The 13,580-nt window shown below is 35.6% G+C and carries 16 protein-coding genes and 1 pseudogene; 4 read left to right on the forward strand and 13 right to left on the reverse strand.

What is annotated here, in order from left to right:
- Positions 1–21: 21 nt before the first annotated feature.
- Both IQI_RS15550 and IQI_RS15555 read right to left on the reverse strand, forming a co-directional pair.
- Positions 22–882: a hypothetical protein gene (locus tag IQI_RS15550; protein WP_064093540.1), complete on the reverse strand. Its 861-nt coding sequence runs from the start codon at positions 880–882 to the stop codon at positions 22–24.
- 264 nt (positions 883–1,146) lie between these two features.
- Positions 1,147–1,578, reverse strand: coding sequence for a YdbC family protein (locus IQI_RS15555; RefSeq protein ID WP_064093541.1), 432 nt, complete (start codon positions 1,576–1,578; stop codon positions 1,147–1,149).
- A gap of 178 nt (positions 1,579–1,756) precedes the next feature.
- On the opposite strand from IQI_RS15555, the gene IQI_RS15560 reads away from it, so the two are divergent.
- Complete coding sequence (locus tag IQI_RS15560) at positions 1,757–2,644, forward strand: glycerophosphodiester phosphodiesterase (RefSeq protein WP_064093542.1); 888 nt, start codon at positions 1,757–1,759, stop codon at positions 2,642–2,644.
- Between the two features lie 122 nt (positions 2,645–2,766).
- Here IQI_RS15560 and IQI_RS15565 read toward each other — a convergent pair whose 3' ends face one another.
- Positions 2,767–3,075: a TIGR04104 family putative zinc finger protein gene (locus IQI_RS15565; protein ID WP_064093543.1), complete on the reverse strand. Its 309-nt coding sequence runs from the start codon at positions 3,073–3,075 to the stop codon at positions 2,767–2,769.
- An 82-nt stretch (positions 3,076–3,157) separates the two neighbouring features.
- A complete protein-coding gene (locus IQI_RS15570; RefSeq protein ID WP_064093544.1) occupies positions 3,158–3,478 on the reverse strand; it encodes a YnfA family protein in 321 nt (106 codons plus the stop codon).
- 195 nt (positions 3,479–3,673) lie between these two features.
- Between IQI_RS15570 and IQI_RS15575 the strand changes: the two genes are divergently transcribed.
- Positions 3,674–4,471 carry an MBL fold metallo-hydrolase gene (locus IQI_RS15575; protein ID WP_064093545.1) on the forward strand — a complete coding sequence of 266 codons (798 nt, stop codon included), beginning with the start codon at positions 3,674–3,676 and terminating at the stop codon, positions 4,469–4,471.
- Between the two features lie 70 nt (positions 4,472–4,541).
- Here the strand turns inward: IQI_RS15575 and IQI_RS15580 are convergent, their stop codons facing one another.
- The 5 genes and pseudogenes from IQI_RS15580 to IQI_RS15600 all read right to left on the reverse strand — a co-directional run bounded on the left by IQI_RS15580 (position 4,542) and on the right by IQI_RS15600 (position 8,453).
- A complete protein-coding gene (locus tag IQI_RS15580) occupies positions 4,542–5,147 on the reverse strand; it encodes a YitT family protein (RefSeq protein ID WP_064093546.1) in 606 nt (201 codons plus the stop codon).
- An 85-nt stretch (positions 5,148–5,232) separates the two neighbouring features.
- A complete protein-coding gene (locus IQI_RS15585; RefSeq protein ID WP_064093547.1) occupies positions 5,233–5,694 on the reverse strand; it encodes an ASCH domain-containing protein in 462 nt (153 codons plus the stop codon).
- A 230-nt stretch (positions 5,695–5,924) separates the two neighbouring features.
- Positions 5,925–6,632: a DNA alkylation repair protein gene (locus tag IQI_RS15590; protein ID WP_064093548.1), complete on the reverse strand. Its 708-nt coding sequence runs from the start codon at positions 6,630–6,632 to the stop codon at positions 5,925–5,927.
- Positions 6,633–6,682: 50 nt separating this feature from the next.
- Positions 6,683–7,731: pseudogene (locus IQI_RS15595) on the reverse strand (bifunctional transcriptional activator/DNA repair enzyme AdaA).
- Between the two features lie 173 nt (positions 7,732–7,904).
- Positions 7,905–8,453 (reverse strand): hypothetical protein, encoded by a 549-nt coding sequence (locus IQI_RS15600; protein ID WP_064093549.1) that lies wholly within the window; start codon positions 8,451–8,453, stop codon positions 7,905–7,907.
- A 212-nt stretch (positions 8,454–8,665) separates the two neighbouring features.
- On the opposite strand from IQI_RS15600, the gene IQI_RS15605 reads away from it, so the two are divergent.
- Positions 8,666–9,589: a hypothetical protein gene (locus tag IQI_RS15605; RefSeq protein ID WP_064093550.1), complete on the forward strand. Its 924-nt coding sequence runs from the start codon at positions 8,666–8,668 to the stop codon at positions 9,587–9,589.
- Positions 9,590–9,666: 77 nt separating this feature from the next.
- Here the strand turns inward: IQI_RS15605 and IQI_RS15610 are convergent, their stop codons facing one another.
- Positions 9,667–10,275 (reverse strand): alpha/beta hydrolase, encoded by a 609-nt coding sequence (locus tag IQI_RS15610; protein ID WP_064093551.1) that lies wholly within the window; start codon positions 10,273–10,275, stop codon positions 9,667–9,669.
- Between the two features lie 22 nt (positions 10,276–10,297).
- Positions 10,298–11,278: a ring-cleaving dioxygenase gene (locus IQI_RS15615; RefSeq protein ID WP_064093552.1), complete on the reverse strand. Its 981-nt coding sequence runs from the start codon at positions 11,276–11,278 to the stop codon at positions 10,298–10,300.
- Positions 11,279–11,562: 284 nt separating this feature from the next.
- Here IQI_RS15615 and IQI_RS15620 point away from each other — a divergent pair, with 284 nt between their 5' ends.
- Positions 11,563–12,045 carry a hypothetical protein gene (locus tag IQI_RS15620; RefSeq protein WP_064093553.1) on the forward strand — a complete coding sequence of 161 codons (483 nt, stop codon included), beginning with the start codon at positions 11,563–11,565 and terminating at the stop codon, positions 12,043–12,045.
- Positions 12,046–12,237: 192 nt separating this feature from the next.
- Here IQI_RS15620 and IQI_RS15625 read toward each other — a convergent pair whose 3' ends face one another.
- A complete protein-coding gene (locus IQI_RS15625; protein ID WP_064093554.1) occupies positions 12,238–12,852 on the reverse strand; it encodes a sterol desaturase family protein in 615 nt (204 codons plus the stop codon).
- Complete coding sequence (locus IQI_RS15630) at positions 12,852–13,553, reverse strand: GntR family transcriptional regulator (RefSeq protein WP_064093555.1); 702 nt, start codon at positions 13,551–13,553, stop codon at positions 12,852–12,854. The genes IQI_RS15625 and IQI_RS15630 overlap by 1 nt, the downstream gene beginning before the upstream one ends.
- Between the last annotated feature and the right edge of the window lie 27 nt (positions 13,554–13,580).

Genomic DNA, 13,580 nt, shown 5'->3' on the forward strand with positions numbered 1-13,580 from the left:
GATTCCAACTTTACCGATCTTCTAAAGTTCCTTCACCATCATCACATCTTTTGTTATTTCCCCTAAACCCAATTCTTTTTGTATTTCTATCTCTGTAATGTCTGAGCCGTGAAAACCAATTACCTTGCCACCACGAGCTTCCACCTCTTTTATTACTTGTTTTAACATACTTTCTTTATAAATATTGTAATCTTGTAAAATGCCAAGAGCTAACACTTCACTATATTTGGTATCCTCTCTTATGGTGACACCCATTATACCTATAGTTTGTTCTTCAATGCTAAATGCCATTGCAAAGCTAAAGTCCACTGACGAATAGTATTCCTCCATCATATCCAATTGAGCTTGTGTGGCTTCTTCATTTCTTTCCATTATTTCTTTCCATTCATTAAATGGAAAATCAGAACATCGATTTGTTTCATAATCCATTTTGGATAAATGAAAGTCATTCTTTACTTCTCGACCCAATATTTCTGACTCGTTAGTAATTTCAAACCCCTTCGATTCGAAATATAGAATTTGATTTTCCCATTGACTTCTAAATCGTTGAGCTAATATTTTTCCACCGTACTCCTCACTTGTAGAGAAGTCATAAACACGACGAAATAGTTCATCCTGTATATTTTCATATCCATTTTGCACCCAAGGGTACCCTAAGGAAACGAAATCTCCTTTTCCTGTGAAACTCATATATCCTACGAGATCCTCTCCGTTAAATGCAAAGCAGCGAGATTTAGGGTGAAATTCTTGTTGATTTTTAAAATGAATGGGGGATTTGGTTGGTTTCCATGCATAAGGAAGCGTAGAAGTAGCTTTTATCCAGAAGGAATATTGTAATGCTATATCCTGTTCACCTTGAAAATACCTATATGTAATCGTCATAAAATCACTCACTTTCATAAATTGATAATGTAGGCGCTTTCCTCATTTTAACCTAATTCCCTCACCAGGAATATGAAATTACTTATAGAACTCCAACTTATTCATACATTTTATCTGCCATATCTTTTAGACAGTAGGAGAGTTTCTTGCTAAACCGTCCACGCTCTCTCTATCGCAATCTCATACAAGGCTGTCTTTACAACACTCTTATTCGTGAATAAGTCTTGGGACTGTAGTGACGCTATGAAATAATTGTCATTTTCATTATCTCCATGACAAACTAATCCTGGAATGGTGTCTTCCTTTACACTTTTTTAATTCATTTTTTGGGTGTGTTAAATCAGCTATATACTCAGCTACTTTAAGTGTATCTCCATTACACATTGTATTAGTAAATCCACTTTCCTTATACATACTTGAACCATTAAATAGAGATACAGAAATTTTATTATACGTTTTTTCTTGATTACTTTTTTTAAAAATATCATCATGAACATTCCTCATGAAATTTTCATAGCAGATTGAATTCTTCCACATGGATATAATACAAGCTTCCAAAGGATTCTCTTTATTCCATCCACCTATTTGTCCAATGAACCCTTCTGTTTTTTTTAAGGTACTCCATGCTTCCTGACCTTTTGAAAATAGAAGTTTATTTTCTTTCTTGACTCCACACCTAATCCATTTTATTAACACCTAACCACCTCTTTTACCTTCTATTCTTTCATACTTGCGTCTTTCGTTACAGTCCCTTCATCCTACTTGAAATATCCCCTTAATAGGAAATTGACAGAGTCATTACAAAACCCCCATCCCTCCTTCATATTAAAATCCTATTCTTAAATAGAATTAAAATTTGAGAGGAGATTTTCAAGTGAAAAAATTTATGAAAACAATTTGTTTATCAGCTGCTATTATAGGTGTGGGTACAAGTACGGCTCTCCCATCCTTCGCAATGTCAAATACTCATCCCCAATTAAATAGTAACAAAATATTAAATATCGCTCACCGAGGTGCTTCCGCATATGCTCCAGAACATACGATGCCTTCTTATGAATTAGGAGATCAAATGAAAGGTGATTACATAGAGCTTGATCTACAAATGACAAAAGACGGGCAACTTATCGCAATGCATGATGAAACACTTGATCGAACAACAAATGGTACGGGGCTCGTAAAAGAATACACTTTGGAAGAAATAAAAAGGCTGGATGCAGGTTCTTGGTTTAACAAAAAATATCCTGAAAAAGCAAAAGAGGAATTTGAAGGACTTCAAGTACAGACACTCGAAGAAATCATTGAACACTTTGGTCAAAGTAAAAATTATTATATAGAAACGAAATCACCAGAAGTTTATCCTGGGATGGAAGAAAAATTATTAGATATTTTAGAGAAGCACAATTTAACACGACAAAATGGTCCTTCTAGTAAAGTGATCATCCAATCTTTTAGTGAAGAAAGCCTTAAAAAAATACACAATATAAATGAAGATATTCCACTTGTACAATTGATAGATTACACTACATCAGCAACAATTTCTGAAAAAGAGCTCAATGATTATGAAGAGTATGCTGTTGGTCTTGGTATGAGCTTTAAGAAAATTGATGAAAATTATGTATCTAAAGTCCGAGAACATGATTTGCTTATCCATCCATATACAGTGGTAGAAAAAGAGGATATGGAACGACTACTGGATTGGGGTGTAACTGGAATGTTCACGAATAACCCAGACTCCTTAGAGGAAGTATTAAAAGAACGATAGGAAGAGTTTTAAATATGGCTACATGCGATGATGAGACAAGCTGTCCATTATAGGGGTAACACCTAACCTATTATAAGAGAATGAATAACAAAAAGAGTCACTTTTAATGGTGACTCTTTTTGTTATTTGCTCAACTTCTTCTTTTTTGACTCATACTTAACAAAGAAAGGAAGAATTAATGAAATGAGATAAGCTAGTACAACAATAATTGCAAATGTGACAGGTTTTGATAATCCTAGATTAGGCGACATAATTAAGCCGAAAATTACGGATGGAATGATAATTAAAAATATCACTAAATATTTTGAACCAAAGGTAATGGTATGCTTTCTCCCGCATTGACTGCATTCTATTGGTTTATATGATTTCCATATTGAAAATAGGATGTCTTTCCATTGAAATTGACTCTTACACGCTTCACAATTCTGCATGTTGCTTTCCCTCCTATGATTCTTTCTCTACCTCTATACTACCATGTATTAACACCATCATAATAAAAATAATTCGTCAAACCTAGTGTCTAGGTGCATAGAGTATGACAGATATCCCTATTAAGCAAATAAAGGCTCCAATCCAATCGTAAATATCCGGTGTTTTTTGATCAACGCCCCATCCCCATAAGAGTGCCAGGATAATAAAGATTCCACCATAGGCTGCATAAACTCTTCCGAAATCAGGGAACTTCTGAAGAGTGGGAATGATACCGTAAATGACTAATACCAAAGCTCCACTTATACCGTATCCAAAATGTTTCTCTTCTCTCAGCCACAGCCAAATAAGGTATCCTCCCCCAATTTCTGCAATACCTGCTAGAATGAATAAAAGGATTGTCATTTATATTTGTCACTTCCTTCTAACAAATTTACTTCTAATTTTACACGTTGTTCGTACAATTCAAAAGGATGTTGAAATGTTCAGTTAACATCTGTGACTTCATATGATAAATTCTAATTCAATTAAAATAAAGAAGGAATCTCTTTACTTCATTACGAATTATATTAATATAACACTTTGAAGGGGTTACATAATTTGATTAATTCTTTTAAATTTAACGTTCAAACTTTAAGGCAAACAATGACTGTTTATATTTTTTTAGTTGATGATGTATTAATCGATACAGGGCCTTTTAGTATGAGAAATGAGGTAGTGAATATCGTCAAGGAGCTCCCGATTAATCGTGTTATTCACACTCATCATCATGAAGATCATACTGGAAACAGTTCTTGGATTGAAAGGAACCTTCACATCCCTCAACTGATTCATCCTTTAGGAGTTGAGCATTGCAAAAAGAGCACCAGGCTTCCACTATACCGGGCAGTTTTTTGGAATAACCGAGGTGCCTTTCATCCAACTCCATTTGAAAACCGGTTCATTTCAACAGATAATTATTCATTTGAAATCGTTCATACACCAGGACATGCAGAAGATCACATCGTTTTAATAGATGAAGAAAAAGGGATTTGTTTCTCCGGGGACCTGTATTTATTTCATTCTCCTACCTCAAACTTTTCATTTGAATCTGTACCGGAATTGATTCGATCACTTGATAAGACGCTGAAGTATTCTTTTGAAGATATTTATTGTTCTCACCGTGGATATTTAAAAAACGGAAAAAAACTACTAGAAAGAAAAAGAGACTACCTTCTTCAGCTCCAACAAAACGTTACACATGCCTTTGAGCAAGGAAAAACATCAAAGGAAATCCGCAAAGAGCTATTGCCAAAAAACAAACTGTTTCAATACATCTCATTTTTTGAAAACTCACCAAACCATACGGTGAATTCCATTCTTAAGGAGCTTCCTAAAGAATATAGTTCCGAAGTTTAAAAGGTGCGTCCCTCGACACTAGAGTCGAGGGACGCACCTTATTTATTCACCATTGCAAGGTAAATAAAGGTTAGCTGTTCTTAATAGTCATGAATCGACTTGGTGTTTGGAGGTTATACATGATGTCAACTATTTTAGTTGCGATAAATTGACATATGACTGCATATAATATGATTTTCCAATCAACTATGAGACCTGTTAATAGCAATACGCTTCCATTGATGTAAAATAAGGTCCTACCAGGAGTCGTTCCTCGTAGTCTCGAAATAATTAGGGCTAAAATATCCATACCACCTGATGATGCTCCTAGCCTGAATAAGATTCCAATCCCAATTCCAAACAAAATTGCCCCAATCATCAAGTCAATGAAAACATATGAAACAGGCTCCGTTACATGAACGCTAACGATGTCTACAAAGACAGAAGTAACAGTCACACAAAACATTGTCCATAATGCGTTCTCTTTACCAAGCCATTTCCATGCAGCCATCAGCAAGGCTGCATTTAATACCCATAGGGTGGTAGCAAATGGTGTATGTAGAATGAAATTTGTTAAAACGCTTATACTTGCTGCACCACCTGAAGGAATCAAATGGGGAAAGAGGAAAGTAGCCATACTTACTCCTTGAATCATGGCGCCAGTTCCAAGAAATGTTCCTTTTTTTATAAAATTCATTGGTGAATTGCTCCTAATTCTTAGAAGTATTTATATCCATAGTCTAGTAATCTATTATAAAAATAGCAAATGCAAAAACAGAGACTTATTTTGCGACTACAACAAACTCCTCACATACTACGATCATTTCTTCATCAAACTCTTTGTTCAACAGGGCTAATTCTTTAGTAAAAAAGTCGGTATGAACTTTTCTCCAGTACTCTAAGGATAAATCGCCTTCTCCTTCCTTCCTGGCAAATTCACAATCTACTTTTTTAAAAGGTAGTACATTTACGTTAATAGTTTTTGTGATGGTTTGTGCAACCCCTTTATAGTTAGTGATGATATTATAGTCGCCAACAGTAGGCAAAGGTTCATTTTCCAAATCATAGAGTATGTGTAGAGAAGAAGTTGCCGTTTTTACGCCTCTTTTAACGAGCTGAGCCAGGTTATTAGCATCCTCCTCATCTATACAAAAATGCCAAGGTGAAAAGGAGGCATCTTGATCAACATCTTCATTCATAGAAACAAACTGATTCCACATTTTCATAACAGATGGATGAATCATACTAAACTCTCCTTATTCCGAGCTAATCAACGAATATATTATTCCGACACTTGGTCGGAGAAAAAAAGATTATGTATTAGAACCATTCTCATTATTCACACTGCAAAGAATAAATCAGTACTTTTCACGCATAAAGAGATGAAGTTGACGAATAAATGTCGGACTCTCACGCATAAATCAAATTTCCCACGAATAAACCGAGCTAACCAACGAATAATAGAAGCATACCTCTAGCAAATGCATGTCTTCCTTTTCGCGCCTACCCTGTTCTTTTCTTCAATTTTTTTGATATAGTCAGTCGCCATAGGAACTTTACAAGCTGTATTTCCAACATCAACGTGTACCTTACCAATACTGGTGGCTACCTTTTTTGCTTCCTCTAATAAGGGTATTACATGAGCACCAACTGAAATAACAAAGCCATTCATTGTATAGCGGACTCTATTTCGTTCTTGGTGAATATTTTCTTCAATTTGGTGAAGATAAGTCTTGATTTCCTCTAAATATAATTCATCATCTGAAGTAATACTGATGTAACCTGCATAGGCACTCCACCCCGCTGATGCTATATTTTCTTTATCAGATTGAATCCATTCTCTAGCTAGCTCTAATGGGTAATTACTTTCAGCAGTCACGTTGGCAACTGTGTATTCAGATAACATGTACCAATTGGCTTTCTCGACCCATTCCTGAAGGGTTTCCTTTTTCATTTTTTTAGGATCAATTGACAAACCTGCTAAATACATTGCATCATGATTTCCAGAATTATATAGGGTAATAGCAAGATTCTGATCTTTTTTAACATGTTTTACAAGCTTTTTCATATCCCCGATTTTCACCCCGAAAAAAGGTTCTTGAGCCCCATGCCGAAGATATATATTTTTCGTTTGTTCATTTCCCATATGTTCAAGGGCTTCCATTACTTCTTCATACGTCAAACCATATCATCTCAGATAATAATCTTCCTGAATAAATAGTTTTTTCTCTTCTACTCTATCCTCTTGCTTTCATGCTCTATCAGCCACTTTTTTCGACTTAGTCCCCCGGCGTAACCTGCTAGATCACCGTTCACCCGAATTACACGATGACAAGGAATGATTATTGCCAGCTGGTTAGATCCATTTGCTCTCGCGACTGCTCTGACAGCGGAAGAATTACCAATAGAAGTTGCAATATCAGTGTAAGAACGTGTGACACCATAAGGTATACTAAGTAACTCTTGCCAAACCCTTTTCTGAAAAGGTGTTCCAAGAAGATGAACGGGTGTCTTAAAAATTGTTAATTCTCCCTTAAAAAACGCTTGTAATTCTTTTTCAATGGATTGTAATGGTCCAGTCGTTCCAGGTATTATGGCAGACTTGGTTTTTTCCCTAAGGCGCTTTACTTCAAGTTCTAATCCTCTACGATCTACAAATTCTAACAGAAATAAAGCTTTTTCATCTGCAATCCCAATCATGGGTCCCAGTTTCGTATCAATCCATGCTGCAGTTAGAACAGAATTCCCCCCTGATGAAGAAGGGGGACTACCCATGATGCGTGAAAATGCATCTCTAAATCCACTTCCCGATTCATATCCTGTGGAAAGTTGAGCATCTAATACCTTCTCCCCCGCTCTGATTTGCTTCAAAGCAATTCCCATTCGTCTTGCTCTTGCATATTCGACGAAAGTCATTCCAAACCGCTTTTTAAATTGCCGACGTGCAGTCGAAGCATCAATGGATAGTGCTTGGAAGTCTTTATCCTTCCATCGCTTTTCTGGATTATCCTCAACTGCTTTTACTAATGTTCTGACAACCTCTGACACACTATTTGGATGAGAGAGGGGTTTACACCTTTTACACGGACGAAATGAAGCAAGCAGTGCTTGTTGTGGAGTCTGATAAAATTCACAGTTTTTAAACTTCGGTTTTCTTGCAGGACAGGTTGGTCTACAGAACACCCCAGTTGTTTTTACCCTACATAAAATACTCCCTCGTAATCCACTCTTTTTTCAATCAATGCTTGATAGAACTCCTCTTTTAATTGATGTGATATCACTAACACCCCTCCTATGTATTTCGTATTGAGTTCATTATATCCCTTATTGAAAGAAGAGGGCGTCGAAAATCAGGCACTGATTTTTAATAACTTTCATTAAAATCGAGAAAGGACTATAAGAAAAACGTTTTATCTACTCTCAATCCATTTGAATGAATGCAGGTAGCGACTATCTATTCTTCAACCTTAAACACGATTTCTCCGATGGTTTCATTGTTATTTTTAACTATAACCTTCCAAATCCCTGCTTCTTCAAAATAGAGAGACACTGGTGCAGTATACGTATTGTTATTAAATGGAGTTAGCTCCCCTTCAATTCCGGTTTGAAATCCTTGTTTTTCTTCATTTCCTTTTTTAATCACCGTTAACTTTATATTTTCATAGTTCTTCCATAACAACAAAGAAGAATCGTATTTAGCCTTAGCTTTTGGTTGTTCATTAAATGCCATTGCAGCTTCATTCTTTTTCCCCTGAAACAATTCTATTTCTCCTTGATCATTCTCTATTTGAATAATGGCATTTTCTCTCCAGATTTCATTTCTCTCAACAAAATAATTTAAAGTAAACATCAATCCGGCAACGACTATTAAACTAACGACTAAATTTCTAAAAGAATTTCCTTTTGTAAATGAATTCATAAATTCTGATTGAGGTGCCACTTTTTTCGCGATAAGAAATATTGCTACTACCCCTAGCAGCACACAACCTATAATAAAAAACATTCATATTCCTCCTAAGAATAACCTTTCTACTATGTACGAATAAGCCATGAAAAAGTTTCATCCATCTCTAGAGGTCCGTCCCTCTATAATGTTTGTGCTATTTATGGTAAAATTATGTATATTGTTCTTTATTTCATGGTAGGTTAATGATTTAATTCTATAAATCTTCTAATTATCTATACATATTTTCAAGATCAATGGGGGCCTGATTTATGAAACTTTCAACCATTCAATGGGATAAGGTAAAAACGTATATTATTCATCATGCTCGACCTTTAGAACAAAATTTATTTGCTTATTTATTCGAAAGTGGTGCCAAAGAAAATGTCATCACAGAGTTAGCTCGATTTCAAAATTCAGATGGCGGATTTGGGCAAAGTATTGAGCCTGATTTCCGTTTAACTATATCATCACCTTTAGCCACAACGATTGGATTACAAATTGCAAAGACGATAGATCTTTCAAAAAACCATCAAATTGTCATCAACGCCATGAATTATCTTAGTCAAACCTATGATGAAAAGCTAAGAGGCTGGAATGCTGTTCCACCGGAAGTTAATGATGTTCCTCATGCACCATGGTGGCATTTTGATCATGACCAAGGACATTGTGGGGTACAATCAACTTGGGCTAATCCAAATGCTGAAATCGTAGGATACTTTCATTACTACCAACCTGAAGAACCTAGATTAAAATCATGGACTCAAACAGCACTTACCGAACTTAAGGATCTTTCTTTTCCGTATGGTATGCATGACTTCCTATGTTATCAACGATTGTTAGACTGTATAACGGGAGATCTTCGACAGAGTATTTTAGACCTTTTATCCCTATCTGTTCGAAATACAGTTTGTACTGACCCGAACCAGTGGAATGAATACGTGGCAAAGCCATTGCAATTTGCAAGCAGCCCTACCTCGCCATTCTATCCATTATTAAAAGAAGAAGTTGAACTTCAATTAAATGTGGAAATACAAAATGTGCATGAAGATGGGTACTGGCAGCCTAACTGGTCGTGGTTTGGACAATATAATGAGACGTGGGAAATTGCAGAGAAAGAATGGCGGGGAATCGTAACCTTAGAAATGTTAAGAGTTTTAAACCGGTTTGATAAAATAGCTTTAAGGGACAATTAGGAATTCCAGCTAAGCTTCTTAAAACAAAAAAGGAGATTCAGAAAATTATTGTTTTCTGAATCTCCTTTTGGATATTGCTAATTAAAATTCTTTTCAAACCATTCTTTAGCAGCATCTACTTCTTCCTTGCGTAATTCATGTCCTCCATCAGTCCAAAAATCTGTAACTGGTGAATTGGCCTCTTGGAGATTTCTCACTAGCTCTTCAGTTTCTGGTAAGGGAATTAATGGATCACGTTTACCAGCTCCTATAAATACAGGAACACCACTTAAATCAGGGATTTCAACACCACGTCGTGGAACCATTGCATGAAATAGAATTCCACCCCTTAATGCACTTTCATGATGATACATAAGACTTGCAGCGATATTTGCACCATTTGAATAACCCAGTGCGACTACATTTTTCCGATCAAACCCATATTTCACAGCACTTTCATCAATAAACGAATTCAATTCTCCTGTACGAAATACTAAATCCTCCTCATCGAAAACACCTTCACGGAGTCTGGCAAAAAATCGTGCCATTCCTTTTTCATTTACATTACCTTTAACGCTCAAAACCGATGCATGTGGTTGAATCATGTCAGCCAATGCTAATAGGTCCCGCTCATCTCCTCCTGTTCCGTGAAGGAGAAGTAAGGTCGGTAAATGGGGTTCTTTGCCTTCTTTATAAATATGTTTCAATTTGAAATCCTCCTTTCTACATTTATTCCTTTGTATCTAATGGTTTTAATTTTGCTTCTATCGACTCTCTTTGACTTTCAAAAAAAGGTGGTAAAGAAAGGTTTTCACCTAAGGTTTCAAAATTTTCATCCGTTTCAAATCCAGGTCCGTCTGTGGCAAGCTCAAATAGAATTCCGTTTGGGTCACGGAAGTATAGTGAACGAAAATAGAATCTCTCTACAAAACCAGAATTCGGTAAACGGTTGTCCGTTACCCACTCAACCCATTGACGTAATTCCTTTTCATCTTCAACACGGAAGGCAACATGATGGACACTTCCTCTTCCGGGACGTTCTTGGGGAAGATCCTTTCGCTCTTCTAAATGAACTTCTCCACCTGTTCCACCTTCACCCGTTTCAAATACACGGACATCTGGTTGTCCATCAACATGAGAAGGAAAACTTCTAGTTTCTCGAAAACCTAATACATTCTTTAGTATTGTTCCAGTATAATCACTACGTGCTACAGTTAATGTAATGGGTCCTAATCCCACAATACCATGCTGTACCGGAACGGGACTCTTATCCCAAGGCTTACCTCCAGAAACACCAGAATTATTTTCATCTGAAACCAGCATTAGTCTCTGTCCTTCAAAATCACGGAAGCCTAATGCAGCTCTTCCCGTTCGATGGGATATTTCATCATGTTCGACTTCTAATTCTTGAAATCGTTTTTTCCAATACTCTAATGACTCATCACTGTTCACCCGAAGAGATGTTAAGGAAATGCTGTTTGTGCCTTCATACGTATTTCCAGCATGTGGAATCTCAAAAAACGTGAGGTCCGTCCCTGGATTTCCTCTTTCATCAGCGTAGAAAAGGTGGTAGACGGAGGTGTCGTCTTGATTTATAGATTTTTTGACTAAGCGGAGTCCCAGTGTTTTTGTATAAAATTCATAGTTTTTCTTTGCATTGGCAGTTATGGCAGATACGTGATGCTGCCCTTTTAGTGGTTTGAGGTTCATAATAATATTTCACTCCTAAGAAAGAGATTCTTTTTTAATCTAGTTTAAAGTATACAGAACAAATATCTTTAATTCAAGATATTCAAATCTGAAATTTATGTATTTCCTTACGTTGTGTGTTTACCCTTCAATAACAAACATAAACTGTATTGATATCAGTAAACTCGATAGAAGGTTTTCGACGCTCTTTGCTTAGCTTCATCATATTTTTCCTATTTCTCACAAGTTGTCAAAATAGTCATGAAAAGCAGAAATCAGATCTGCCTTCACAGGAAGACATTATCATGACTCGATCCAAATCGATACTAAAAGCTCTAATTAATCAAGACTTTTTAGCTCTCTCCACCTATGTTCATCCTGATAAAGGGGCAATTTTTTCTCCTTATACCTATATTACCAAGGATGTACATTCCTTTTCACCCCCACAAGTTAAGGCTCTGCTAAATGATTCAACTATATACACCTGGGGATACTACGCAGGAAGCGGCGAGGAGATTTCTTTACGAGCCAAACCATTCTTGGATGAATTTTTTCATGAAAAAATTCTTCTTTCCAAACAAGCTATTTACAATAACCCCACTCAAAGAGGTAACAAAGTTAATAATATTAAAAATGCATTTACCAATTCAATTATTGTAGAATACCATTTTACAGGGGCAGAAGAAAACAACAACATGGATTGGAGAAGCGTAATACTTGTATTTGAACAATGGAAAAAAGATGAGTGGAAAATCGTTGCCATTATCAATGATCAATGGACCATTTAAATAAAAAAATTAAAAGAGGAAAGAATTTGTTTCTTTCCTCTTTTATTACCTAAAATTAATCACTATACTTTTAAAATTGTCTTCTAAAAGTTCTTTTGCTGTTATCTTAGATAAAAATCACGCTGAGAAAAATGAAATTCATTAAAACTAACTACTTTCTACTCTAATATATCAACAATACGAAAGAACTATTTAAGAGCCTCTCTTTTCTAATTCTTTCACCGTTTTACTTGTTTCTACTTCCTTTTCATTTTTTAGTGTACCAAATAAAACATCAACAAATGGTGTAGATACTCCGTACCAATAGTTTTCATTTTTAAAATGATGTAGAACATGCACTTTTTTTACCCACCTGCCAAATTTTGTTCTAGGCTTAATAGGACGGTGAGCTACATAATGCTTCCATTCATACATGAGTAGCATTGATATCAGACCACCCCCAAAGGCTAAAGCGTATTCTGCATTCTGAAAAATGACATAAAAAAGGCTACAAAGGATAATAAAATTAGGTAAACTGTACCAAATAGGTAAAAAAAGCAGATGTAAATCATGTGGATCCTTATGATGATCATAATGAATACGCTTTAAAAAATTTAACATCATTTGATTTTTAGGTGGTTTTAAATGGAACAAAAAGCGATGAGTAAGGTATTCACTAAAACTAAAGAAAATTAAACCCATTATAAACGTAATGACAGTTATGAAAGTGACCCTTTGCCATATAAGAACTCCGCATATACTAAATAATACAAAAAACATGATCAGTACATCTGGAAAAAAGAAAAAATCTCTATACACTTTTTTCATCATTCGTCCTCCTTTACTTGATTTAGTATTAATTTCCCCCACCTTATGAAGCTGTTTTTCATTTCGTTCCTCACAATTATTTCAGCTTTCTCACTATCGCCTTCTAATGCTGCCTGTAACAGCTCTTGATAATAATGTAAAGAAGCTTCTCTAAATGATTTGTGCAGGAAATAGTTTTGAGCAATCTCTTCATAAACATCATCAAAGCTATTTAATGTTAATAGATACAATGGATTGGGCGATAAATTAGCCAATTGTTTTTGAAGATTCCAATCAAATTTTGAAAATACTTTTTCATTGTCTTCAATACTTTCCAATGAAGCTAGTAGACTAATTACTTTAACCTGTTGGTGCTGAACTGCATCTTTAACATAAACAGGAGAAAATGAGATTCTCCAGTCTAAAAAGTGCTGAATCATTTCATTTGGTATCTCTTCGGCATACCTCATAATGGACACAATTGTAGAAAGATTCCCTTTTTTTAAGTAATCCATTATCTGTGACGGCTGACCTTTTTTTGATTGAATCCAACCTCCTTTTTCTAATCTTTGTAAAGCTTCTCTAACCGTCGGACGACCAACCTGAAAGTCCTTTGCCAATTCTCTCTCAGGCTTTAATACACTGTGTACAGGATAGGTTTCATCCAATATCCCTTTAATAATCTTCATTTCTATAACGTCTGAAGATTTATCTTTTGCCATCCATTGTATCCCCTTTGGTAAGACCAA

The organism is Rossellomorea aquimaris TF-12 (assembly GCF_001648555.1).
GTDB lineage: Bacteria > Bacillota > Bacilli > Bacillales > Bacillaceae_B > Rossellomorea > Rossellomorea aquimaris.

Coding starts and splice junctions, on each gene's coding strand:
- IQI_RS15570 (WP_064093544.1), bottom strand. CDS start 3,478: ATGACAATCCTTTTATTCATTCTAGCAGGTATTGCAGAAATTGGGGGA.
- IQI_RS15625 (WP_064093554.1), bottom strand. CDS start 12,852: ATGAAAAAAGTGTATAGAGATTTTTTCTTTTTTCCAGATGTACTGATC.
- IQI_RS15615 (WP_064093552.1), bottom strand. CDS start 11,278: ATGAACCTCAAACCACTAAAAGGGCAGCATCACGTATCTGCCATAACT.
- IQI_RS15580 (WP_064093546.1), bottom strand. CDS start 5,147: ATGAATTTTATAAAAAAAGGAACATTTCTTGGAACTGGCGCCATGATT.
- IQI_RS15620 (WP_064093553.1), top strand. CDS start 11,563: ATGACTCGATCCAAATCGATACTAAAAGCTCTAATTAATCAAGACTTT.
- IQI_RS15600 (WP_064093549.1), bottom strand. CDS start 8,453: ATGTTTTTTATTATAGGTTGTGTGCTGCTAGGGGTAGTAGCAATATTT.
- IQI_RS15565 (WP_064093543.1), bottom strand. CDS start 3,075: ATGCAGAATTGTGAAGCGTGTAAGAGTCAATTTCAATGGAAAGACATC.
- IQI_RS15630 (WP_064093555.1), bottom strand. CDS start 13,553: ATGGCAAAAGATAAATCTTCAGACGTTATAGAAATGAAGATTATTAAA.
- IQI_RS15550 (WP_064093540.1), bottom strand. CDS start 882: ATGACGATTACATATAGGTATTTTCAAGGTGAACAGGATATAGCATTA.
- IQI_RS15585 (WP_064093547.1), bottom strand. CDS start 5,694: ATGATTCATCCATCTGTTATGAAAATGTGGAATCAGTTTGTTTCTATG.
- IQI_RS15605 (WP_064093550.1), top strand. CDS start 8,666: ATGAAACTTTCAACCATTCAATGGGATAAGGTAAAAACGTATATTATT.